The sequence below is a fragment of the Streptomyces sp. NPDC059695 genome, from assembly GCF_042733785.1.
Classification (GTDB): domain Bacteria; phylum Actinomycetota; class Actinomycetes; order Streptomycetales; family Streptomycetaceae; genus Streptomyces.
Genome location: NZ_JBHWFF010000052.1, coordinates 1 through 23,264 on the forward strand (window position 1 = coordinate 1; position 23,264 = coordinate 23,264).

A 23,264-nucleotide genomic window follows, 5' to 3' on the forward strand; every position below is an offset into this window, starting at 1 on the left:
GTTCCGTTGTGCCCACCCGTTCCGCCCCAGCGGAACGATTGCCCACAACGGGGTGGGCACCGCCCACAACGGGGTGGGCACCGCCCACAACGGGCGGGGCGCAGGCCCGCGACGGCGGGGGCACCGCCCCGGTGGGGCGGTGCCCTTGGTGGATCGGCGGCGTCAGTTCGCTTCGCGAGGGGCGCGGCGCAGGCGGGCCGTCAGGGCGTGACGACGCTCCGACCACCGGGACGCCGTCGTCGCCCAGCGGGCCGACGCCGCCCAGCGGAGGCGGACGGCCGAGCGGGGGGCCAGGAGCGCGCGGAGCCGCGTACGGCGGTCGGCGCCCGCGTGGAAGCCCGCACGGACCCGCCCCGCCTCCTCGGCCAGGCCCGCGACGGGCTGCGGCCGGGGCGCGTAGAGCACCTCCTCCACCGCCCGGGCCACCCGGTGCACCGCGTCGGCGGACTCGCCCCGCAGCTCGCCCAGGCCGACGATCCGCGCCGCCGACTTCCTCGGCGTCAGGGAGTCGTCCGGCTCGACCCCGTGGTCCCAGGCCGTGTCGTTGATCTCCTGCCAGACCGCGAGCGTCCGCGCCGCCGTCTCCTCGGGGCCCCGCACGCCGCCGCCCGGGCCGAGCCGTCCGGCCCGCACCCGGGTCCGCCAGAGCAGGGGGAGGAAGGGCAGGGCGAGGACCAGCAGGGCCGCGAGCGACAGCAGGAGCACCGTCGTCACGTCCGGGCCCGAGCCGTCCGAGGACGCCCCGGCCACCGCCGCGTCCGGGCCGCAGTCACCGAGCCTGCGCATCTGCGGGGTGCAGCTCTCCGAGGCGCTCGGCGCGGCGGACGGCTGCGCCGAGGCGCTCTGCTGCGGCTGGGCGGGCCCGGTGGCCGTGCCGGACGGCGTGTTCTCCCGGGTGTAGGAGGGGGTGGAGCCCCGCGAGGGGGTCGGCTCGAACCGCGTCCACCCGGCACCCTCGAAGTACAGCTCGGGCCAGGCGTGCGCGTCCCGGATGCCGACGGAGACGGATCCGTCGGTCTGGGTGGTGCCCGGCATGAAGCCCACGGCCACCCGGGCCGGGATGCCGAGCGACCGGGCCATCGCCGCCATGGAGAAGGAGAAGTGGACGCAGAAGCCCTCCTTGTCCTTCAGGAAGCGGGAGATCGCCTGGACGCCGGTGCCGGAAACGACGTCGACGTCGTAGCGGAAGCCGCCGTCCCGGGCGAACCAGTCCTGGAGCCGCACCGCCCGCTCGTAGTCGTTGCGCGCGCCCTTGGTGACGTCCAGGGCCGTCGTCCGCACGTCGGCCGGCAGGGTCGCGGGGACCTTGGTGTACTCGCGGCGCAGTTTCTCCGGGGCGGGCCCGGCGACGGAGAGCTGCCCGGCCGTCGGCCGCACGTCCAGGCTGGAGACCTGGTAGCGGGCGCCCTTGGTCGTCTGCTTGTCGTCGCCGACGAGCATCCGGCCGGCCGGCTCGTACCGCCAGCGACCGTCGATGTCGACCCGGCCCGCCGGGTACGGCATGGGCAGCCACTTCTGCTCGTACGCCTCGGAGGCGACGAAGTTGCTGGTCACCTCGGTGACCTTGACGCTCTGGGAGAGGCCCTCCGGCCAGGGCAGCTGCTTGGGCACGTCTTCGATCGGGCGGACCGAGGACTTCCACGAGGTGCCGTCGAACTGGTCGAGCGCGACGAGCCGCAGGTAGAGGCCGCTCGTGTCACTGGCGTTGGTCCGGTAGCGGAGGACCTCCCGGTCCTCCGGCTGGCGCAGGTTGTTCTGGAGCGAGACCAGGGGGTTCACGGCCGAGATCGTGCCGCCCTTGCCGGAGCCCCCGCTCCCCTCGCCGCCGCTGCCGAAGAGCCCGCCGGAGAAGCCGGGCAGCGCGAACGGCACCACCAGCGCGACGCCCATGGCGACGGCGCCGATCCGGCGGCCGGTGCGGGCCGGCGCGAAGGCGGGGCCCCCGCCGGCGACGGAGGAGCCGGGCCGGCCGGAGCGCTGGGCGCCGCCGAAGACCCGCCCCCACTGGGAGAGCCGGTCGCGCCCCTCGGCGAGGAGGAGCAGCAGGTAGCCGGAGGCCGCGAGGAGGAACCAGAGCCAGCCCGCACCGCCGCCGGAGAGCCCGGCGGCCACCGAGTACAGCGCGAGCAGCGGCAGGCCGGCCGGGGCCGCCTTGCGGAAGGTGACCGCGAGGGCGTCCACCAGGAGCCCGATCGCGACGACGCCGCCGACCAGCATGAGCCGGATGCCCTCGGTGTCGGGCGCGGGGATCGCGTACCGGCCGACGTCCTCGGCGCCCGCCCCGAACAGCTCCACGGCGTGCGTGAGGGCCTCGGGTCCCGGGACGATCCACAGGAGGGCCTGCTCGCGGGCGAAGAACAGGGTCAGCGCGAGGAGCGCGGCGACGGTCTGGGCCAGCAGGGTCAGCGGCCGGGCCAGCGGCACCCGCCGGGCCAGCGTGCCCGCCCCGCTCACCAGGGCGAGGACGAAGGCGGCCGTGAAGATCCAGGTCGCGGGCTTCACCAGGGGGAGCAGTGCCCCGGCCGCCATCAGGGTGGCGGCCCAGGAAGCGAGCGTCAGCCGTGTGCGGCCGCTCATGACCATCCTCCGTAGGTGTCGGCGGCGGCGGCGTCCGTGCGGAGACCGGCCGCCTGCTGCCACAGGTCGGCGAGCGAGGCGCCGGGCGGCACGGCGAGGGCCGTCCAGCCGGCCTCCCGCAGCTGCCGCACCCGGTCGTCGACGGCTCCGGCGACCGCGCCGCCGGTGAGCCAGGTGCCGGAGTCCAGGACGAAGGCGACGGCCGCGCCGGTCCGCCCGCGCATCCGGGCGGTGAGGGCGGCCTGCTCCTCGTCGAGGTCGCCGAGGAAGGCGATGAGCAGCCCGTCGCCGCCGCCGCGCAGCACGTCGGAGGCGCGGGAGAGCCCGGCCCCCTCGGAGTGGTCGACGACCGCGAGGGTGTCCATCATCAGTCCGGCGGCCTCGGCCGAGTCCTGCGCCGAGCCGGCGAAGCCCTCGGACCCCTCGCCGGGGATGGCGCTGCCGGTGTCGGTGAGCAGCCGGACCGCGTAGCCGCGCTCCAGCATGTGGACGAGCGCCGAGGCGGTGCCGGAGACGGCCCACTCGAAGGCCGAGTCGGGGCCCGCCCCCTGGAAGGCGATCCGGCGGGTGTCGAGGAGGACGGTGCAGCGGGCGCGCTGGGGCAGCTCCTCGCGGCGGACCATCAGTTCGCCGTAGCGGGCGGTGGAGCGCCAGTGGACCCGGCGCAGGTCGTCGCCGTGGCGGTAGGTGCGCGGGATGACGTCGTCGTCGCCGGCGAGCGCCAGGGAGCGCGACTGCCCGTCCCCGTACCCCGAGGCCTCGCCGAAGAGCTTCACCGGCGGGAGGGCCTCGGTCCTGGGCACGACGGTGAGGGTGTCGTACGCGCTGAAGGACCGGGTCAGCTCGCACATCCCAAAGGGGTCGTTGAGCCGCAGCTGGAGGGGGCCCAGCGGGAAGCGCCCGCGCAGGTCGGAGCGGACCCGGTAGGACACCTCGCGCCGCCCGCCGGCCTCGACCCGGTCGAGGACGAAGCGGGGGCGCGGTCCCAGCATGTACGGGACGTGGTCCTGGAGCATCAGGAGGCCGGTGGGCAGCTTGGAGACGTTCTCCATCCGGAGCTGGACGCGTGCCTCGTTGCCGGTCTCCACCCGCTGGGGGGTGAGGCGGCGGGAGGCGGCGACCCGGTAGCGGGTCCGGTGCAGGACGAGGACGCAGATCAGCGGGAGGGCGGCGAGCAGCAGCCCGACGCGCAGCAGGTCGGCCTGGCCGAGGACGTACGCGCAGGCGGCGGCCGCCACCCCCGCGGCGAGGAACGAACGGCCGCGGGTGGTGAGGCCGCCCAGGGCGGCCCGCAGTCCGCCCCGGTCGTCCTCGTCGCCCCGCTGTCCGTCCGGAACGGCGGCGCCACTCATCACAGCCGCCGGGCGCCGGGCTGCTGGCCGTAGAGCGGTCCGGTGGGCGGGGCGGCCGACGGGACGGGGGTGCGCTGCAGGATCTCCTGCACGACCTGCTCGGCGGTGCGGCGGTTCAGCTGGGCCTGCGCGGTCGGCAGCAGCCGGTGGGCGAGGACCGGCGCGGCGAGCGTCTGGAGGTCGTCGGGCAGGACGTAGTCGCGGCCGCTGAGCGCCGCGGACGCCTTGGCGGCCCGCAGCAGGTGGAGCGTGGCGCGGGGGGAGGCGCCGAGCCGGAGGTCGGTGTGGGTGCGGGTGGCGGCGACGACGTCGACCGCGTACCGGCGGACGGCGTCGGCGACGTGGACCCCGCGCACCGCCTCGATCAGCTTGAGGACGTCGTGGGCGTGGGCGACCGGCTGGAGGTCGTCCAGCGGGGAGGCCGAGCCGTGCATGTCGAGCATCTGGAGCTCGGCCTCGGCGCTCGGGTAGCCGATGGAGACCTTGGCCATGAAGCGGTCGCGCTGGGCCTCGGGCAGCGGGTAGGTGCCCTCCATCTCGACCGGGTTCTGGGTGGCGACGACCATGAACGGGCTGGGCAGCTCGTACGTCTGGCCGTCGACCGTGACCTGGCGCTCCTCCATGGACTCCAGGAGCGCGGACTGGGTCTTCGGCGAGGCGCGGTTGATCTCGTCGCCGATCACGATCTGGGCGAAGATCGCGCCGGGCTTGAACTCGAAGTCCCGGCGCTGCTGGTCGAAGATCGACACGCCGGTGACATCCGAGGGCAGCAGGTCGGGGGTGAACTGGATCCGGCGCACCGAGCAGTCGATGGACCGGGCCAGTGTCTTGGCCAGCATGGTCTTGCCGACGCCGGGGACATCCTCGATGAGGAGGTGCCCCTCGGCGAGCAGCACGGTCAGCGAAAGCCGTACGACCTCGGGCTTGCCCTCGATCACACTCTCCACCGATCGGCGGACTCGCTCCACAGTGGTGGTCAGATCAGCGAGGCTCGCTCGATCGTCATAGGTCGTCACCCGGCCCTCCTCGGCCTTTCGGAACTGTCGTCCGAGCATTCTTGTTGCCGTGGCCGGGCCTGTCACTTGCGTGCGGACAAGTGCGAGGGAAATGCCGGGGTTTGATGGGTTACGCCGGGTCGATCTCGCACGGCGGGCCCGTGGTCACGCCCCTTTCCGGCCCGCTGTGAGCTACGCCACAGATGACGCTCTCCGGGTCACGCGACCCGCCAGTCGGTTGATTGACCGGCGGGTCCCGTGGACTAAAGTGACGCGGAGTTCACGGAGACAACGAGCGATTTTCCGCGGTTTCTCCCCCGTGTGTGCGGCGGTACCTCCGGCTCGGCCCCATCCCGCGGTACGTGCCTCCGCGCCGGATCTGAGAGGGCGCTTTGAGCAACGACCGACACGTCCCGGTGATGCTCCAGCGGTGCCTGGACATGTTGGCCCCCGCCCTGCAGCGCCCCGGCGCGGTCGTCGTCGACTGCACCCTGGGTCTCGGCGGCCACAGCGAGGCCCTGCTGGAGCGGTTCCCCGAGGCGCGGCTCGTCGCCCTCGACCGCGACAAGGAGGCCCTGCGGCTCTCCGGCGAGCGGCTCGCCCCGTACGGGGACCGGGCCACCCTCGTCCACGCCGTGTACGACGAGCTGCCCGAGGTCCTCGACCGGCTCGGCATCCCCGCGGTGGACGGCGTCCTCTTCGACCTCGGCGTCTCCTCGATGCAGCTGGACGAGGCGGACCGCGGTTTCGCCTACGCCCAGGACGCGCCCCTCGACATGCGCATGGACCAGACGACCGGCATCAGCGCGGCGGAGGTCCTCAACACCTACGCGCCGGGCGAGCTGGTCCGGATCCTGCGCGCGTACGGCGAGGAGAAGCAGGCCAAGCGGATCGTCTCCGCGATCGTGCGCGAGCGCGACAAGGAGCCCTTCACCAACAGCGCCCGGCTCGTCGACCTCATCCGCGACGCCCTGCCGCAGGCCGCCAAGCGCACCGGCGGCAACCCGGCGAAGCGCACCTTCCAGGCCCTGCGCATCGAGGTCAACCGCGAGCTCGACAGCGTCGAGAAGGCCATCCCGGCGGCCGTGAAGGCCCTCGCCGTCGGCGGCCGGGTCGTCGTCCTCTCGTACCAGTCCCTGGAGGACCGGATCGTCAAGGGCGTCTTCGCGGCCGGAGCGGCGAACACCGCCCCACCCGGCCTCCCGGTCGTCCCCGAGAAGTACCAGCCCCGCCTGAAGCTGCTCACCCGAGGCGCCGAGCTGCCCACCGAGGAGGAGGTCGCCGAGAACCGGCGCGCCGCCCCCGCCCGGCTCCGGGGCGTCGAGCGCATCCGGGAAGACGTCCTGTGAGCACGGCGAAGGGGCCCCTCAAAGGGCGGGCCGCGCGACTCGGACGGCTCATGCCGTCCGGGCCCAGCTCGGCCGCCCGCACCCCCTTCGTCCTGCTCGTCTTCGTGCTGCTCGGCGGCGGACTGATCGCGCTGCTCCTGCTGAACTCCGCCCTCAACCAGGGCTCCTTCCAGCTGAACGAGCTCAAGGACAAGACCACCGAACTGACCGACGAGGAGCAGGCGCTCCAGCGGGACGTCGACGACTACGCGGCCCCCGACGCCCTGGAGCGGCGGGCCCGCGAGCTCGGCATGGTCCCGGGCGGCAGCCCCGCCTTCCTCGCACCGGAGGGCAAGGTCCTGGGCGAGCCCTCGGTCGCGGAATCCCCCGAGCCGCCCCCGAAGCCCAAGCCGAGGCCGGCCCAGAAGCCGCCGACCACGTCCGCGACCGCACCCGCCACGCGAACCAGCACGTCGACGGGCCCCCGTGCGTTCGACGCCCCGGCCGGCTCCGCGGGAACGAGGACGAGCACCGGCACGACCCTTGCCGACCCCCTCCCCACCGGCGGAAGCCCCGCCCTCCCGGGCCCCTCCGGCACCGGCCGGCCACGGACGGGACCGGGGCCGGATGTACGGGAAACCGTGCAGGAATCCGTGCAGGACACCGCGCAGGACCCCGTCCAGGAACCCGTACCCTCACGCCCCGGCAGGTGACCGCAGTGCCCCCCAAGGAGCCCCCGCGCCGCCGCGTCCCCGGACCCGCCGGGCCCGCGCGTCCCCGGTCCGCCCCGGCCGGAGCCCGCACCCCGGGCGTCCGTCCGTCCCGGCCCGCCCCGCGCCCGGCCGCGAAGCGGACCGCGCCCCGGCCCCCGGCCCGGCGGCCCCGCGGCATCCGGCTCGGCAACCCCCGGCCCCGGCTGCGCCTGATCTCCCTGGGCCTGACGCTCGTCATGCTGGTCTTCGTGGTCCGGCTCCTCCAGGTCCAGGCGGTCGACGCCGGCGCGTACGCGGCCAAGGCCGACAAGTACCGCTTCCAGGAGTACACGCTCTCCGCCGAGCGCGGCGAGATCACCGACCGCAACGGCATCGCGCTCGCCGCCAGCGTCGACGCGTACGACATCACCGCGGACCCCAAGCTCTTCACCCGCGAGGAGGCGAAGACCGCGGACGCCCCCGAGCAGGCGGCCGCGCTCCTCGCCCCGATCCTCGGCAAGGAGCCCGCCGAACTGGCGAAGAAGCTCCGCACCCCGAAGTCCCGCTACACCCTGCTCGCCCGCAAGCAGACCCCGCAGGTCTGGAACCAGATCAAGGACCTCAAGAGGGTCTACGGGCAGAAGGCCCAGGCCGTCGGCGGCAACGGGGTCAACCTCCTGGGCGGCATCCTCAGCGAGCCCAGCACGAAGCGCGTGTACCCGAACGGCGGGCTCGCCGCCGGGATACTGGGCTACGTCAACGCCGAGGGCAAGGGCGCCGGCGGTGTGGAGTCCCTGCTCGACCCGGAGCTCGCCGGCAAGGACGGCAAGATCCGCTTCACCCAGTCCGGCGGGCGCCAGGTGCCCACCGCGGGCTCCCAGGGCACCCCGGCCGTCCCCGGCTCCGACATCGAGCTGACCATCGACCGGGACATCCAGTGGGCCGCCCAGCAGGCCATCACCGAGCAGGTGAAGAAGTCCAAGGCCGACCGCGGCTACGTCGTCGTGCAGAACACGAGGACCGGCGAGGTCCTCGCCATGGCCAACGCGCCCGGCTTCGACCCCAACGACCTCTCGGCCGCCAACGCCGCCGCCATGGGCAACGCCGCCCTCCAGGACGCCTACGAGCCCGGCTCCACCAGCAAGGTCATGTCCATGGCCGCCGTCCTGGAGGAGGGCAAGGCGGCCCCGGACACCCACGTCACCGTCCCCAACCGGCTCCACCGCGGCGACCGCCTCTTCCAGGACGACGTCGACCACATCACCTGGTACCTGACGCTCAACGGCGTCCTCGCCAAGTCCAGCAACATCGGCACGATCCTGGCCACCGGCCGGCTCGGCGAGACCCAGGCGGAGGCCAACCGGGTCCTCCACTCCTACCTGCGCAAGTTCGGCATCGGCAGCCCGACCGGCCTGAACTTCCCCGGCGAGACACCCGGCATCCTCGCCAGGCCCCAGGACTGGTCCACCTCGCAGCAGTACACGATCCCCTTCGGCCAGGGCCTCTCCGTCAGCGCGATGCAGGCCGCCTCCGTGTACTCCACCATCGCCAACGGAGGCGTACGGGTCGAGCCGACCCTCGTGCGCGGCACCAAGGGGCCGGACGGACGCTTCGCCGCGGCCCCCGCGCCCAAGGAGTCCCGGGTGATCAGCGAGAAGACCGCCAAGACCCTCGCGCAGATGCTGGAGTCCGTCGTCAAGGACCGGGAGGGCACCGGCAACAAGGCCGCCATCCCCGGCTACCGCGTCGCGGGCAAGACCGGCACCGCCAACCGCGTCGACCCCGAGCTCGGCCGCTACAAGGGCTACACGGCCTCCTTCGCGGGCTTCGCCCCCGCCGACGACCCGCAGATCACCGTCTACTGCGCCATCCAGAACCCGACCAAGGGCAGCTACTTCGGCGGCCAGATCTGCGGCCCCATCTACAAGAAGGTCATGGAGTTCGCCCTCAAGACCCTCCACGTCGCGCCCACGGGCAGCGACCCCGCCCGACTGCCGGTCACCTTCGAACCCACCCCGTGACACTCCGGGAGCACCAGTGACAACGATCACCCCCCATTCCGGGAACCGGAAATCGAACTCCGGCGAGGCCCCGGGCTCTTTTGGCCCCGCACAGGGTGCGCCCGGTACGCTCACCGCCGTGCCACACGCTGATCAGTACCGAAACGCCCCACCCCGGCCGGAGCAGGCCCGCCCGACACCCCTGGGCGACCTGGCCGCGCAGCTCGGGACCGACATCCCCAGGGCCGCCGAGATCTCGGGGATCACGCACGACTCGCGGGCCGTGCGCCCCGGGGACCTGTACGCGGCCCTGCCCGGCGCCCGCACCCACGGCGCCGACTTCGTCGCCCAGGCCGCCGGACTCGGCGCCGCCGCGATCCTCACCGACCCGACGGGAGCCGACCGCGCCGCCGCGACCGGCCTCCCGGTCCTCGTCGTGGAGAACCCGCGCGGCCGGATGGGCGAACTCGCCGCCAGGATCTACGGACGCCCCGGCGAGGACCTCCTCCAGATCGGCATCACCGGCACCTCCGGCAAGACCACGACGGCGTACCTCGTCGAGGGCGGACTGCGCGGCTCCGGACGGCGGACCGGCCTCGTCGGCACCGTCGAGATGCGGATCGGCGACGAACGCATCAAGTCCGAGCGCACCACCCCCGAGGCCACCGACCTCCAGGCGCTCTTCGCCGTCATGCGCGAGCGGGGCGTCGAGGCCGTCGCCATGGAGGTTTCCAGCCACGCCCTCGTGCTCGGCCGGGTCGACGGCTGCGTCTTCGACGTCGCCGTCTTCAACAACCTCAGCCCGGAGCACATGGAGTTCCACTCCGACATGGAGGACTACTTCCAGGCCAAGGCCGGGCTCTTCACGCCCCGGCGCAGCCGCCTGGGCGTGGTGAACCTCGACGACGCGTACGGCCGACGGCTCGTCACGGAGGCGACCGTCCCGGTCGTCACCTTCTCCGCCGAGGGCCGCGCCGAGGCCGACTGGCGCGCCGAGGACCTCGTCCTGGGCTCCCACGACTCGACCTTCACGGCCGTCGGCCCCGAGGGCGTGCGGGTCTCCGCCACCGCCCCGCTGCCCGGCCCGTTCAACGTCGCCAACACCCTCGCCGCGATCGCCACCCTCGCCGCCGCCGGCCTGGACCCGAAGGCCGCCGCCGAGGGCGTCGCCGCCGTCCCCGGCGTCCCGGGCCGCCTGGAGCGGGTCGACGCCGGCCAGCCGTACCTCGCCGTCGTCGACTACGCCCACAAGACGGACGCCGTCGAATCGGTCCTGCGCTCCCTGCGCGAGGTCACCGAGGGCCGGCTGCACGTGGTCATCGGCTGCGGAGGCGACCGGGACACCACCAAGCGCGGCCCGATGGGCGCCGCCGCCGCCCGGCTCGCCGACACCGCCGTCCTGACCTCGGACAACCCCCGCTCCGAGGACCCGCTGGTGATCCTCAGCGCCCTGCTCGCGGGTGCCGCCGAGGTGCCGGCGGGGGAGCGCGGCGACGTCCTCGTCGAGCCCGACCGGGCCGCGGCGATCGCCGCGGCCGTCGCCCGCGCGCAGCCCGGCGACACCGTTCTGGTCGCCGGCAAGGGCCACGAGCAGGGCCAGGAGATCGCCGGGGTCGTACGCCCCTTCGACGACCGCCAGGTCCTGCGCGAGGCGATTCTCAGCCAGCAGAACCAGCAGGACGCACACCGTCACGAGAACAGTCAGGGATGAAGCAGTGATCGCCCTCTCCCTCGCCGAGATCGCCGAAATCGTCGGCGGGCAGGCGCACGACATACCGGATCCGGACGCCCGGATCACCGGGCCCGTCGTCATCGACTCCCGCGAGGTGCGGGCCGGCAGCCTCTTCGCGGCCTTCGCCGGTGAGCACGTCGACGGCCACGACTACGCGGAACGCGCCGTCGCGGCCGGAGCGGTGGCCGTGCTCGCCGCCCGGCCCGTCGGCGTCCCCGCCCTCGTCGTCGACGACGTCCAGGCCGCGCTGGGGGCCCTCGCCCGCGCGGTCGTGGAACGGCTCGGCACCGATGTCGTCGCCCTCACCGGCTCGGCCGGCAAGACCTCCACCAAGGACCTGATCGCCCAGGTCCTCGACCGGCACGCGCCCACCGTGTGGACGCCCGGCTCGCTCAACAACGAGATCGGCCTGCCGCTCACGGCGCTCCGCGCGAGCGACGAGACCCGGCACCTGGTCCTGGAGATGGGCGCCCGCGGCATCGGACACATCCGCTACCTCACCGGACTCACCCCGCCGAGGATCGGACTCGTCCTCAACGTGGGCACCGCCCACATCGGAGAGTTCGGCGGCCGGGAGCAGATCGCCGTGGCGAAGGGAGAGCTCGTCGAGTCGCTGCCGTCCGCCGAGGAGGGCGGCATCGCGGTCCTCAACGCCGACGACCCGCTCGTCCGCGCGATGGCGAGCCGCACCAAGGCCCGCGTGACCCTGTTCGGCGAAGCGGACGAAGCGGCCGTACGGGCCGAGAACGTCCACCTCACAGAGAACGGACAGCCCTCTTTCAGGCTTCACACACCCACCGGGTGCAGTGACGTGACCTTGCGCCTGTACGGTGAGCACCACGTGTCGAACGCGCTCGCAGCGGCCGCCGTCGCGCACGAGCTGGGCATGCCTGTCGAAGAGATCGCCACCGCGCTCTCCGAGGCCGGCACCCTGTCGCGCTGGCGCATGGAGGTCACCGAGCGTCCGGACGGCGTGACGATCGTCAACGACGCCTACAACGCGAACCCCGAGTCCATGCGAGCCGCCCTGCGCGCGCTCGCGGCCATGGGCAGGGCCGCACAGGCCCGAGGGGCTCGTACGTGGGCGGTGCTCGGCAAGATGGCCGAGCTCGGTGACGCATCGCTCGTCGAGCACGACGCGGTCGGACGGCTCGCCGTCCGGCTCAACGTCAGCAAGCTCGTCGCGGTCGGGGACAGGGAAGCGTCCTGGCTGCAACTGGGCGCATATAACGAGGGTTCGTGGGGTGAGGAGTCGGTGCACGTGTCCGACGCGCAGGCGGCTGTCGACCTGTTGCGCAGTGAGCTGCGCCCGGGGGATGTCGTCCTTGTGAAGGCTTCGAGGTCGGTCGGTCTCGAAAAGGTCGCGCTGGCGCTCCTCGACACCGAGGGCGAGGTCACCGGCCGATGAGGCAGATCCTCTTCGCGGGGGCCATCGGGCTCTTCCTGACCCTGATCGGCACGCCGCTGCTGATCAAGCTCCTTGCGCGCAAGGGGTACGGGCAGTTCATCCGGGACGACGGCCCGCGCGGTCACGCCGGGAAGAAGGGCACGCCCACCATGGGCGGCATCTCCTTCATCCTGGCCACGCTCATCGCGTACGCGCTGGCCAAGGTCATCACCGGTGAGGACCCGACGTACTCGGGCGTCCTGGTGCTGTTCCTCATGGCGGGGATGGGCCTCGTCGGCTTCCTCGACGACTACATCAAGATCGTCAAGCAGCGTTCGCTCGGCCTGCGGGCCAAGGCGAAGATGGCCGGCCAGCTGATCGTCGGCATCGCCTTCGCCGTGCTCTCGCTGCAGTTCGCGGACCTGCGCGGGCTCACCCCGGCGTCCACGAAGCTCTCCTTCATCACGGACTTCGGCTGGGCCATCGGGCCGGTGCTCTTCGTGGTCTGGGCGCTCTTCATGATCCTGGCCATGTCCAACGGCGTGAACCTGACGGACGGTCTGGACGGCCTCGCCACCGGCGCCTCCGTGATGGTCTTCGGCGCGTACACCTTCATCGGGCTCTGGCAGTTCCAGGAGTCCTGTGCCAACGCGGTGACGCTGACGAACCCCAACGCCTGCTTCGAGGTCCGCGACCCGCTCGACCTCGCGGTCGTGGCCTCCGCGCTGATGGGCGCCTGCTTCGGCTTCCTCTGGTGGAACACCTCGCCCGCCAAGATCTTCATGGGTGACACCGGCTCGCTCGCCCTCGGCGGCGCCCTCGCCGGTCTCGCCATCTGCTCCCGTACGGAGCTCCTGCTGGCCCTGCTCGGCGGCCTGTTCGTCCTGATCACGATGTCCGTGGTCATCCAGGTCGGCTCGTTCAAGATGACCGGCAAGCGCGTCTTCCGGATGGCACCCCTCCAGCACCACTTCGAACTCAAGGGGTGGTCCGAGGTCCTGGTCGTCGTCCGGTTCTGGATCATCCAGGGCATGTGCGTGATCGTGGGCCTGGGCCTCTTCTACGCGGGATGGGCAGCGGACAAGTGACAGAACAGCTCGACTGGACCGGCAAGCACGTCACCGTCGCGGGGCTCGGGGTCTCCGGGATCCCGGCCGCCCGCGTCCTGCACGCCCGCGGCGCGCTCGTGACCGTCGTCAACGACGGCGACGACGAGCGCTCCCGGGCCCAGGCCGCCGCGCTGGAGGCGGAGGGCATCACCGTCCGCCTCGGCGACGGGGAGACCCTGCCGGCCGGTACCGAGCTGATCGTCACCACCCCCGGCTGGCGGCCCGACAAGCCCCTCTTCACGGCCGCCGCGGAGGCGGGCGTGGAGGTCTGGGGCGACGTCGAGCTGGCCTGGCGGCTCCGGGGCCCGGACGCCGCCCCCTGGCTCGCCGTCACCGGCACCAACGGCAAGACCACGACCGTGCGGATGCTCGCCTCGATCCTGGAGGCGGCCGGCCTGCGGACCGCCGCCGTCGGGAACATCGGCGTCTCGCTCCTCGACGCCGTCCTCGGCGAGGAGGAGTACGACGTCCTCGCCGTCGAGCTCTCCAGCTACCAGCTGCACTGGGCGCCGTCCGTCCGCGCCCACTCGGCCGCCGTGCTCAACCTGGCGCCCGACCACCTCGACTGGCACGGCTCCATGGAGGCGTACGCCGCCGACAAGGGCCGGATCTACGAGGGCAACCGGATCGCCTGCGTCTACAACGTCGCGGACAAGGCCACCGAGGACCTGGTGCGCGAGGCCGACGTCGAGGAGGGCTGCCGGGCCATCGGCTTCACCCTCGGCACCCCCGGCCCGTCCCAGCTGGGCGTCGTCGAGGGCATCCTCGTCGACCGGGCCTTCGTCGAGAACCGGCAGAAGAACGCCCAGGAGCTGGCCGAGGTCGCCGACGTCCAGCCCCCGGCCCCGCACAACATCGCCAACGCCCTCGCGGCCGCCGCCCTCGCGCGCGCCTTCGGCGTCGAGGCGAAGGCCGTACGGGACGGCCTCAAGGCCTTCCGGCCCGACCCGCACCGCATCGAACTGGTCGAGGAGGTCCGGGGAGTCACGTACGTCGACGACTCCAAGGCCACCAACACCCACGCCGCCGAGGCCTCGTTGGCCGCCTACGACCCGATCGTCTGGATCGCCGGCGGCCTCGCCAAGGGCGCGACCTTCGACGAGCTCGTCGAGAGGTCCGCGAAGCGCCTGCGCGGAGCCGTCCTGATCGGCGCCGACCGCGCCCTGATCCGCGAAGCCCTGGCGCGACACGCCCCGGAGGTCCCGGTGGTGGACCTCGACCGGACCGACACTGGGGCGATGTCCGAGGCGGTCCGCGAGGCGGCCCGGCTCGCCCGCCCGGGGGACACGGTCCTGCTCGCCCCGGCCTGCGCCTCGATGGACATGTTCACCAACTACAACAAGCGGGGCGAGGCCTTCGCGGACGCGGTCCGCGCCCTCGCCGCCACCGGGGACGCCTGACCCGACCAGCGGGAGGGTCCGGCCGGACCGGGCACGACTGGAGGGGACAGCGACCATGCCGAGCAAGATCGCCGGGACACGCCGGCCCTCCGCCGCACGCGGCGGAGGGCGGGCCCCCGCGACCCCGCGGCGGACGCGCGGAGGGGGCGTGCGGGGGATGTACGAGCGCCTCCGCAAGGCCTGGGACAGGCCCCTCACGGCGTATTACGTGATCATCGGCGCGGGGCTGCTCATCACCACGCTCGGCCTCGTGATGGTCTACTCCGCCTCGATGATCACGGCGCTCCGCTACGACCTGGTGCCCTCCTACTTCTTCCGGAAGCAGTTCATCGCCGCCCTCCTCGGCACCGGACTGCTCCTGGTCGCCTCCCGGATGCCGGTCAAGCTGCACCGGGCGCTCGCCTACCCGATCCTGGTCGGCGCGGTCTTCCTGATGGTCCTCGTGCAGATCCCGGGGATAGGGCACGCGGTCAACGGCAACCAGAACTGGATCTCCCTCGGCGGCCCCTTCCAGCTCCAGCCCAGCGAGTTCGGCAAGCTGGCGCTGATCCTGTGGGGGGCCGACCTGCTCGCCCGCAAGCACGACATGCGGCTGCTGACCCAGTGGAAGCACATGCTGGTGCCGCTGGTCCCGGGCGCGTTCATGCTGCTCGGACTGATCATGCTCGGCGGCGACATGGGCACCTCGATCATCCTGGCGGCCATCCTCTTCGGCCTGCTGTGGACGGCCGGCGCACCCACCCGGCTCTTCGTCGGGGTGCTCACGGTGGCCGGCGCGATCGGCGTGCTGCTCATCAAGACGAGCGCGAACCGGATGAAGCGCTTCGACTGCATCGGCGCGACCGACCCCGGTGGCGAGGGAGCCCCCTGTCTGCAGGCCGCGCACGGAATCTATGCTCTGGCCTCGGGCGGATGGTTCGGTTCCGGACTCGGTGCGAGCGTCGAGAAATGGGGCCAACTGCCCGAGGCGCACACCGACTTCATCTTCGCGGTCACCGGTGAGGAACTGGGTCTCGCGGGGACGCTGTCGGTACTCGCCCTGTTCGCGGCTCTAGGCTATGCGGGTATCCGCGTGGCCGGAGGCACGGAGGACCCCTTCGTGAGGTTCGCCGCGGGAGGTGTGACCACCTGGATCACGGCTCAGGCCGTGATCAACATCGGTGCGGTGCTCGGCCTGCTGCCGATCGCCGGTGTCCCGCTCCCGCTGTTCTCCTACGGAGGGTCGGCCCTGCTGCCGACCATGTTCGCCGTCGGGCTCCTCATCGCCTTCGCGCGACAGGAACCCGCCGCGAAAGCGGCCCTGGCCATGCGCCGCCCCGGCTGGGGCAAGCGGGCCGGGAAGAGATGGAAGTCGATGCGACGGCGCGTCAAGAAGCGCCCGTCCGGAGAGCGGTGAATTTCGGTGCATGTCGTACTCGCCGGTGGGGGGACCGCCGGCCACATCGAGCCCGCGCTCGCCCTCGCGGACGCCCTGCGCAGGCAGGACCCCAGTGTGGGGATCACGGCGCTCGGCACGGAGAAGGGTCTGGAGACCCGGCTCGTGCCCGAGCGGGGCTACGAGTTGGCGCTCATCCCCGCCGTACCGCTGCCCCGCAAGCCCACCCCCGAGCTGATCACCGTCCCCGGGCGGCTGCGCGGCACGATCAAGGCGGCCGAGCAGGTCCTGGAGCGCACCAAGGCGGACTGCGTGGTCGGCTTCGGCGGCTACGTGGCCCTGCCCGGCTATCTCGCGGCCAAGCGCCTCGGGGTGCCCATCGTGGTCCACGAGGCCAACGCGCGCCCCGGCCTGGCCAACAAGATCGGCTCGCGCTACGCGGCCGGGGTCGCCGTCGCCACCCCGGACAGCAAGCTCCGCAACGCCCGTTACATCGGCATCCCGCTGCGGTACACCATCGCGACCCTCGACCGGGCGCGGGTGCGGCCCGAGGCGCGCGCCGCCTTCGGCCTGGACCCGAACCTGCCGACCCTGCTCGTCTCGGGCGGCTCCCAGGGCGCCCGGCGGCTCAACGAGGTGATCCAGCAGATCGCCCCGGTGCTCCAGCGCTCCGGCATCCAGATCCTGCACGCGGTCGGCCCGAAGAACGAGATGCCGCGTGTCGACAACATGCCCGGTATGCCGCCGTACGTGCCGGTACCGTACGTGGACCGGATGGATCTCGCGTACGCCGCGGCCGACATGATGCTGTGCCGCGCGGGCGCCATGACCGTCGCCGAGCTCTCCGCCGTCGGGCTGCCCGCCGCGTACGTCCCGCTGCCCATCGGCAACGGTGAACAGCGGCTCAACGCCCAGCCGGTGGTGAAGGCCGGCGGCGGACTCCTCGTCGACGACGCGGAGCTGACGCCGCAGTGGGTGCAGGGCAACGTCCTGCCCGTACTGGCCGATCCGCACCGGTTGTACGAGATGTCCCGCGCCGCCGCCGAGTTCGGCCGCCGGGACGCCGACGACCTGCTCGTCGGCATGGTGTACGAGGCGATCGCCGCCCGCCGGCAGGCGTAGCGGCCCGAAGGAGGCACCGGGTGGCAGCCGGACCGACGACCGCGGAGGAACGCGGCACCAGAAGGCCGAAGGGGTCGTCGGGGCGGCCGTCCGGCACCGACGCCCGGAACCGTCGGTTCCGGGTGCCGGGCCGGGTGCTCCTCGTGGCGCTCGGCCTCGTCGCGCTCGTCGCGGGCGGGGTCTGGGCGCTCTACGGCTCGACCTGGTTCCGTGTGGAACGTGTGAAGACTTCCGGCACCCGGGTCCTGACGCCGGCCGAGGTCGAGGCCGTCGCCGCCGTGCCCATGGGCGCCCCGCTCGTCACCGTCGACACCGACGCGATCGAGGCCCGGCTCCGGCGGAGTCTGCCGCGGATCGAGTCGATCGACGTCGTGCGGTCATGGCCGCACGGAATCGGGCTGAAAGTGACGGAACGGAAGCCCGTCCTCCTGGTCGAAAAGGGCGGAAAGTTTACCGAAGTGGACGCGACGGGGCTGCGGTTCGCCACCGTCGACACCGCGCCCCGCGGCGTCCCCCTGCTCGTCCTCGACAGCGCCTCCTCGCCGAGCCTCCGCCGCTTCGGCGCGGACCGGCTGCTGCGGGAGGCGGTGCGCGTCAGGGGTGAACTCCCGGCGGAAATCGCCCGGGACACTCGTGTCGTGCGCATCACCTCGTACGACTCCGTCACTCTGGAGCTGACCCGGGGCCGAACGGTCTTCTGGGGCAGTGGTGAGCACGGTCCGGTCAAGGCCAGGGTGCTGACCGCCCTCATGAAGGCCACCCCCAAAGCGGGGCACTTCGACGTAAGTGCCCCCACGGCCCCCGCCTCGTCCGGAAGTTGACGGGCATCTCCGCTGGCCAGCACCCTGGTTGGCCAGCGCTACGGGTGATCACATAGGGTGAAAAGAAAAACGGGAGGTTCGGCGTGTTCGTTGAACGTGCGCCACTTGTCGACTTAGTGTCCTGTCCGGAAGAGTCCAGCGAACAGAGACACTGGTAACCCTAAACTTCAACGTTAGGGTTCGGGTCGGCGTTTCGGACCGTCCCAATCGGCATCCGTCGGAGCGGCGCGACCAACCGCGCAGCGACGACACGTAACTCGAGGCGAGAGGCCTTCGACGTGGCAGCACCGCAGAACTACCTCGCAGTCATCAAGGTCATCGGTGTCGGCGGCGGTGGTGTCAATGCCATCAACCGAATGATCGAGGTCGGTCTCAAGGGCGTCGAGTTCATCGCGATCAACACCGACGCGCAAGCGCTGTTGATGAGCGACGCCGACGTCAAGCTCGACGTCGGCCGTGAACTCACCCGCGGCCTCGGGGCCGGGGCCAACCCGGCCGTCGGTCGCAAGGCGGCAGAGGACCACCGTGAGGAGATCGAGGAGGTCCTCAAGGGGGCCGACATGGTCTTCGTCACCGCCGGCGAAGGCGGCGGCACCGGCACCGGCGGCGCACCCGTCGTCGCCAACATCGCGCGCTCGCTCGGCGCCCTGACGATCGGTGTGGTCACCAGGCCGTTCACCTTCGAGGGCCGGCGCCGCGCCAACCAGGCGGAGGACGGCATCGCCGAGCTCCGCGAAGAGGTCGACACCCTCATCGTCATCCCGAACGACCGGCTGCTGTCGATCTCGGACCGCCAGGTCTCCGTGCTCGACGCCTTCAAGTCGGCCGACCAGGTCCTCCTGAGCGGTGTCCAGGGCATCACCGACCTCATCACCACCCCGGGTCTGATCAACCTCGACTTCGCCGACGTCAAGTCGGTCATGTCCGAGGCCGGTTCGGCGCTCATGGGCATCGGCTCCGCCCGCGGCGACGACCGCGCGGTCGCGGCGGCCGAGATGGCGATCTCCTCGCCGCTCCTGGAGGCCTCGATCGACGGCGCCCGCGGCGTGCTGCTCTCCATCTCCGGCGGCAGCGACCTCGGTCTCTTCGAGATCAACGAGGCCGCGCAGCTGGTCAGCGAGGCGGCCCACCCCGAGGCCAACATCATCTTCGGCGCCGTCATCGACGACGCCCTCGGCGACGAGGTCCGCGTCACCGTCATCGCGGCCGGCTTCGACGGCGGCCAGCCGCCGGCCCGCCGGGACAACATCATCGGCTCGGTCTCGGCCAAGCGCGAGGAGCCCGCCCCGGCGCCCCGCGTCACCGAGAGCCCCCGCCCGCACGGCGGCCTCGGCACCGTCGCCCCGCGCGAGGAGCCGGTGTCCGTCCCGGTCGAGCCCGCCCCGGCCGTCAACGAGGCCCCGCTGACGCCCGCTCCGCCGGTCGTCCCGCCGGCCCGTCCGTACGCGGACAGCCAGGCCGAGGAGCTGGACGTCCCGGACTTCCTGAAGTGATAGGACAGCGCTTCGACGCGAACGGCGCGCACTTCGCCTTCACCGACCGGTGGGGCGGGGTGAGCGCCGTTCCGTACGAGGAGCTCAACCTCGGCGGAGCGGTCGGGGACGACCCCGCGGCCGTCCTCGCCAACCGGGCGGCGGCCGCCGGAGCCCTCGGGCTCGACCCGGCCCGGGTGGTCTGGATGAACCAGGTCCACGGAGCCGGTGTCGCCGAGGTCGACGCACCGTGGGGGGACGGGGAGATCCCGTCCGTCGACGCGGTCGTCACCGCCCGGCCCGGACTCGCCCTCGCCGTCCTCACCGCGGACTGCGTCCCCGTCCTCCTCGCCGACCCCGTCGCCGGAGTCGTCTCGGCCGCCCACGCGGGACGGCCCGGCATGGTCGCCGGTGTCGTCCCCGCCGCCGTCGGGGCGATGGTGAGGCTCGGCGCCGACCCCGCCCGGATCACCGCCCGCACCGGACCCGCCGTCTGCGGCCGGTGCTACGAGGTGCCGGAGGCGATGCGCGCCGAGGTCGCGGCCGTCGAACCGGCCGCCCACGCCGAGACCTCCTGGGGCACCCCCGCCGTCGACGTCGCCGCCGGAGTGCGCGCGCAGTTGGAGCGGCTCGGGGTCCGGGACGTCGCGGACGCCGGGGTCTGCACCCTGGAGTCGCGCGACCACTACTCGTACCGCCGCGACCGCACCACGGGGCGACTCGCGGGATATGTCTGGTTGGCAGGGAAGAGCTGATGACGGACCGGAAGTCGGAACTCGCCGCGAACCTGGACCGGGTGGAGGAGCGCATCGCCGCCGCGTGCGCCGCCGCCGGGCGCGAGCGCGACGAGGTGACCCTGATCGTGGTCACCAAGACCTACCCCGTGAGCGACGTCAGGCTCCTGCACGAGCTCGGGGTGCGGCACGTCGCCGAGAACCGGGACCAGGACGCCGCCCCCAAGGCCGCGGCCTGTGCCGACCTCGATCTGACCTGGCACTTCGTGGGCCAGTTGCAGACCAACAAGGTCAGATCCGTGGTGGGTTATGCCGATGTGGTGCAGTCCGTCGACCGGTCGAAGCTCGTTTCCGCCCTGTCCGCGGCCGCGGAGAAGGAGGGCCGCGAGCTCGGCTGTCTGATCCAGGTCGCGCTCGACGCCGAGTCGGGCGCGCGGGGCGACCGCGGCGGCGTGGCGCCGGACGGGATCGAGGAGTTGGCCGCGGCCGTGGACGCCGCGCCCGGACTGCGGCTCGACGGACTGATGACCGTCGCCCCGCTGGCCGGGGAGTACGCGGGACGGCAACGCGCCGCCTTCGACCGGCTGATGGATTTGTCGACTGCCCTGCGCGCGACCCGTCCTGCTGCGAACATGGTGTCGGCAGGGATGAGTGCGGACCTCGAGGAGGCCGTCGCAGCCGGGGCGACACACGTACGCGTCGGTACGGCGGTACTCGGTGTGCGCCCGAAGCTCGGGTAACGTCGCGAAGCAAGTCGGACCACAGCAGAAAATATGGTCATTCCGCAGAACGGCGGGGTGGCCCGTGGATCGCCGGCACTTGGTGACAAGGCCGATCCACCACAGAGCGGAGGACTCAGAGCATGGCCGGCGCGATGCGCAAGATGGCGGTCTACCTCGGCCTCGTGGAGGACGATGGGTACGACGGCCGGGGCTTCGACCCCGACGACGACTTCGAACCCGAGCTGGAGCCGGAACCCGAGCGCGAGCGGCGCCACACCCCCCCGCGGCAGGTGGAGCGCGAGGAGCCGGTACGCGTGCCGCAGCCCCCGGCCCCCCGGGAGCCGATCGCTCATTCTGTCCCGGTACTCGCCGAAAGCGGACGTCCGGCCCGAATTGCCCCCGTGGCATCCATCACACCCGAACGCCCGAGCCTGGAGAAGAACGCACCGGTGATCATGCCCAAGGTCGTGTCCGAGCGGGAGCCGTACCGCATCACCACGCTGCACCCGCGGACCTACAACGAGGCCCGTACCATCGGGGAACACTTCCGTGAGGGCACCCCGGTGATCATGAACCTCACGGAGATGGACGACACGGACGCGAAGCGACTTGTCGACTTTGCCGCCGGACTCGTCTTCGGGCTCCATGGCAGCATTGAGCGCGTGACGCAGAAGGTGTTCCTGTTGTCGCCTGCTAACGTCGATGTCACGGCGGAGGACAAGGCCCGGATCGCAGAGGGCGGATTCTTCAACCAGAGCTGAGAACACGAGAACCGGACGGACCGGTCGCGAGGCGGCCGGACGAGCGAGAGCACGAAAACCAGGGGAGAGGGAAACGCGGGATGGGCGTCGCACTACAGGTGGTCTACATCGTGCTGATGTGCTTCCTCGTCCTCCTGATCGTCCGGCTTGTCATGGACTACGTCTTCCAGTTCGCCCGTTCATGGCAACCCGGTAAGGCGATGGTGGTCGTCCTTGAGGCCACCTACACTGTCACCGATCCACCGCTCAAGCTTCTGCGGCGACTCATCCCGCCGCTGCGTCTCGGGGGCGTGGCACTCGACCTGTCCTTCTTCGTTCTGATGATCATCGTCTACATCCTGATCTCCATCGTGAGCAGCTTCGCGAGGTGATGGTGGAGGGACAAGTGGACGATACGGTCTTGCCGACTGCCGACGACTACGTAGAGGTGAAGAAGAGATGCCGCTGACCCCCGAGGACGTGCGGAACAAGCAGTTCACGACCGTCCGCCTCCGAGAAGGCTATGACGAGGACGAGGTCGATGCCTTCCTCGACGAGGTCGAAGCCGAACTGACCCGCCTGCTCCGCGAGAACGAGGACCTGCGCGCCAAGCTGGCCGCCGCGACGCGTGCCGCCGCGCAGAACCAGCAGCAGGGCATGCGCAAGCCCCCGGAGCCGCAGGATCGTCCCGTCGGTCCCGGCGCGCCCGTGCCCGCCGCCATATCCGGACCGCCGGCCCAGCAGCAGCAGCCGCAGATGGGTCCGCCGCAGCTGCCGTCCGGTGCCCCCGCGCTTCCCCCCGGCCCCATGCAGGGCGGCCCCATGCAGGGCGGGCCCATGGGCCCCGGCCCGATGCAGGGCGGCCCCATGCAGGGCGGTCCGATGGGTCCCGGCCCGATGCAGGGCGGCCCCATGGGTCACCCGCAGCAGCAGATGCAGCCGCAGATGCAGCAGCAGCCGCAGCAGGGCCCCGGTGGCGACAGTGCCGCGCGTGTCCTCTCGCTCGCCCAGCAGACCGCCGACCAGGCGATCGCCGAGGCGCGCTCCGAGGCCAACAAGATCGTCGGCGAGGCGCGCTCCCGCGCCGAGGGCCTGGAGCGGGACGCCCGCGCCAAGGCGGACGCTCTTGAGCGGGACGCGCAGGAGAAGCACCGCGTCGCGATGGGCTCCCTGGAGTCCGCCCGCGCCACGCTGGAGCGCAAGGTCGAGGACCTGCGCGGCTTCGAGCGCGAGTACCGCACGCGTCTGAAGTCCTACCTGGAGTCCCAGCTGCGTCAGCTGGAGACCCAGGCGGACGACTCGCTGGCTCCGCCGCGCACCCCGGCCGCGGCCTCGCTGCCGCCGGCCCCGTCGATGGCCTCGGCCGGCGCCGGCGCGCCGTCCTACGGCAACGGCGCGATGGGTGGTGCCCCGTCCATGGGCGGTGCCCCGTCCTACGGCGGCCAGCAGCAGATGTCCCCGGCGATGACCCAGCCGATGGCTCCGGTCCGGCCGCAGGCGCCGCAGCCGATGCAGCAGGCGCCGGCGCCGATGCGGGGCTTCCTGATCGACGAGGACGACAACTGACGCGGCGGGTCTACGCGTGCTGAGCGCGTAGCCGTCGGCAGTCTTGAAGGGCCGGTTCCCCTCACGGGAACCGGCCCTTCGGCGTCTCCACCCGCGCCCCTGCCCGCGTGGGCCTCCGCCCGGGTCCGTGTCGGCCCGCG

Annotated in this window: 19 protein-coding genes; 16 read left to right on the forward strand and 3 right to left on the reverse strand. The window is 72.4% G+C overall.

Annotated features, from left to right (window positions below; all coding sequences use genetic code 11):
* Window positions 1–162: 162 nt before the first annotated feature.
* The 3 genes from ACFV2S_RS35720 to ACFV2S_RS35730 are packed head-to-tail and all read right to left on the reverse strand — an operon-like array spanning window position 163 to window position 4,945.
* Complete coding sequence (locus tag ACFV2S_RS35720) at window positions 163–2,577, reverse strand: DUF3488 and DUF4129 domain-containing transglutaminase family protein (protein ID WP_385569587.1); 2,415 nt, start codon at window positions 2,575–2,577, stop codon at window positions 163–165.
* Window positions 2,574–3,929 (reverse strand): DUF58 domain-containing protein, encoded by a 1,356-nt coding sequence (locus ACFV2S_RS35725; protein ID WP_385569590.1) that lies wholly within the window; start codon window positions 3,927–3,929, stop codon window positions 2,574–2,576. Before ACFV2S_RS35725 ends, ACFV2S_RS35720 begins: the two co-directional genes overlap by 4 nt.
* On the reverse strand, window positions 3,929–4,945 hold the full coding sequence (locus ACFV2S_RS35730) for an AAA family ATPase (RefSeq protein ID WP_385569592.1): 1,017 nt from the start codon (window positions 4,943–4,945) through the stop codon (window positions 3,929–3,931). Before ACFV2S_RS35730 ends, ACFV2S_RS35725 begins: the two co-directional genes overlap by 1 nt.
* A 371-nt stretch (window positions 4,946–5,316) precedes the next feature.
* On the opposite strand from ACFV2S_RS35730, the gene rsmH reads away from it, so the two are divergent.
* The 16 genes from rsmH to ACFV2S_RS35810 all read left to right on the forward strand — a co-directional run bounded on the left by rsmH (window position 5,317) and on the right by ACFV2S_RS35810 (window position 23,124).
* On the forward strand, window positions 5,317–6,273 hold the full coding sequence (rsmH, locus tag ACFV2S_RS35735; RefSeq protein WP_385569595.1) for a 16S rRNA (cytosine(1402)-N(4))-methyltransferase RsmH: 957 nt from the start codon (window positions 5,317–5,319) through the stop codon (window positions 6,271–6,273).
* Window positions 6,274–6,323: 50 nt separating this feature from the next.
* A complete protein-coding gene (locus ACFV2S_RS35740; protein ID WP_385569598.1) occupies window positions 6,324–6,965 on the forward strand; it encodes a septum formation initiator family protein in 642 nt (213 codons plus the stop codon).
* A 5-nt stretch (window positions 6,966–6,970) separates the two neighbouring features.
* Window positions 6,971–8,965: a peptidoglycan D,D-transpeptidase FtsI family protein gene (locus tag ACFV2S_RS35745; protein WP_385569677.1), complete on the forward strand. Its 1,995-nt coding sequence runs from the start codon at window positions 6,971–6,973 to the stop codon at window positions 8,963–8,965.
* A 16-nt stretch (window positions 8,966–8,981) separates the two neighbouring features.
* Window positions 8,982–10,655: a UDP-N-acetylmuramoyl-L-alanyl-D-glutamate--2,6-diaminopimelate ligase gene (locus tag ACFV2S_RS35750; RefSeq protein WP_385569601.1), complete on the forward strand. Its 1,674-nt coding sequence runs from the start codon at window positions 8,982–8,984 to the stop codon at window positions 10,653–10,655.
* 4 nt (window positions 10,656–10,659) lie between these two features.
* The gene (gene murF, locus ACFV2S_RS35755) at window positions 10,660–12,084 is read left to right on the forward strand and encodes a UDP-N-acetylmuramoyl-tripeptide--D-alanyl-D-alanine ligase (RefSeq protein WP_385569604.1); all 1,425 of its coding nucleotides are present in this window, start codon (window positions 10,660–10,662) and stop codon (window positions 12,082–12,084) included.
* On the forward strand, window positions 12,081–13,151 hold the full coding sequence (gene mraY / locus ACFV2S_RS35760; RefSeq protein WP_116161474.1) for a phospho-N-acetylmuramoyl-pentapeptide-transferase: 1,071 nt from the start codon (window positions 12,081–12,083) through the stop codon (window positions 13,149–13,151). Before murF ends, mraY begins: the two co-directional genes overlap by 4 nt.
* Window positions 13,133–14,572: a UDP-N-acetylmuramoyl-L-alanine--D-glutamate ligase gene (gene murD, locus ACFV2S_RS35765; RefSeq protein ID WP_385569609.1), complete on the forward strand. Its 1,440-nt coding sequence runs from the start codon at window positions 13,133–13,135 to the stop codon at window positions 14,570–14,572. The genes mraY and murD overlap by 19 nt, the downstream gene beginning before the upstream one ends.
* A 55-nt stretch (window positions 14,573–14,627) precedes the next feature.
* Window positions 14,628–15,968: a putative lipid II flippase FtsW gene (gene ftsW, locus ACFV2S_RS35770; protein WP_385569613.1), complete on the forward strand. Its 1,341-nt coding sequence runs from the start codon at window positions 14,628–14,630 to the stop codon at window positions 15,966–15,968.
* A gap of 6 nt (window positions 15,969–15,974) precedes the next feature.
* Window positions 15,975–17,069, forward strand: coding sequence for an undecaprenyldiphospho-muramoylpentapeptide beta-N-acetylglucosaminyltransferase (gene murG / locus ACFV2S_RS35775; protein WP_366039522.1), 1,095 nt, complete (start codon window positions 15,975–15,977; stop codon window positions 17,067–17,069).
* Window positions 17,070–17,089: 20 nt separating this feature from the next.
* On the forward strand, window positions 17,090–17,890 hold the full coding sequence (locus ACFV2S_RS35780; protein WP_385569620.1) for a cell division protein FtsQ/DivIB: 801 nt from the start codon (window positions 17,090–17,092) through the stop codon (window positions 17,888–17,890).
* A 278-nt stretch (window positions 17,891–18,168) separates the two neighbouring features.
* Entirely contained in the window at window positions 18,169–19,383 is a 1,215-nt protein-coding gene (gene ftsZ, locus ACFV2S_RS35785; RefSeq protein WP_383793155.1) for a cell division protein FtsZ, read from the forward strand.
* Window positions 19,380–20,117 (forward strand): peptidoglycan editing factor PgeF, encoded by a 738-nt coding sequence (pgeF, locus tag ACFV2S_RS35790; protein ID WP_385569627.1) that lies wholly within the window; start codon window positions 19,380–19,382, stop codon window positions 20,115–20,117. Before ftsZ ends, pgeF begins: the two co-directional genes overlap by 4 nt.
* Entirely contained in the window at window positions 20,117–20,836 is a 720-nt protein-coding gene (locus tag ACFV2S_RS35795; protein ID WP_385569631.1) for a YggS family pyridoxal phosphate-dependent enzyme, read from the forward strand. The genes pgeF and ACFV2S_RS35795 overlap by 1 nt, the downstream gene beginning before the upstream one ends.
* A 122-nt stretch (window positions 20,837–20,958) precedes the next feature.
* On the forward strand, window positions 20,959–21,579 hold the full coding sequence (locus ACFV2S_RS35800; RefSeq protein ID WP_383793148.1) for a cell division protein SepF: 621 nt from the start codon (window positions 20,959–20,961) through the stop codon (window positions 21,577–21,579).
* An 80-nt stretch (window positions 21,580–21,659) separates the two neighbouring features.
* Entirely contained in the window at window positions 21,660–21,950 is a 291-nt protein-coding gene (locus tag ACFV2S_RS35805; protein ID WP_017238790.1) for a YggT family protein, read from the forward strand.
* A 67-nt stretch (window positions 21,951–22,017) separates the two neighbouring features.
* Window positions 22,018–23,124: a DivIVA domain-containing protein gene (locus ACFV2S_RS35810; protein ID WP_385569637.1), complete on the forward strand. Its 1,107-nt coding sequence runs from the start codon at window positions 22,018–22,020 to the stop codon at window positions 23,122–23,124.
* The last annotated feature ends 140 nt before the right edge of the window (window positions 23,125–23,264 follow it).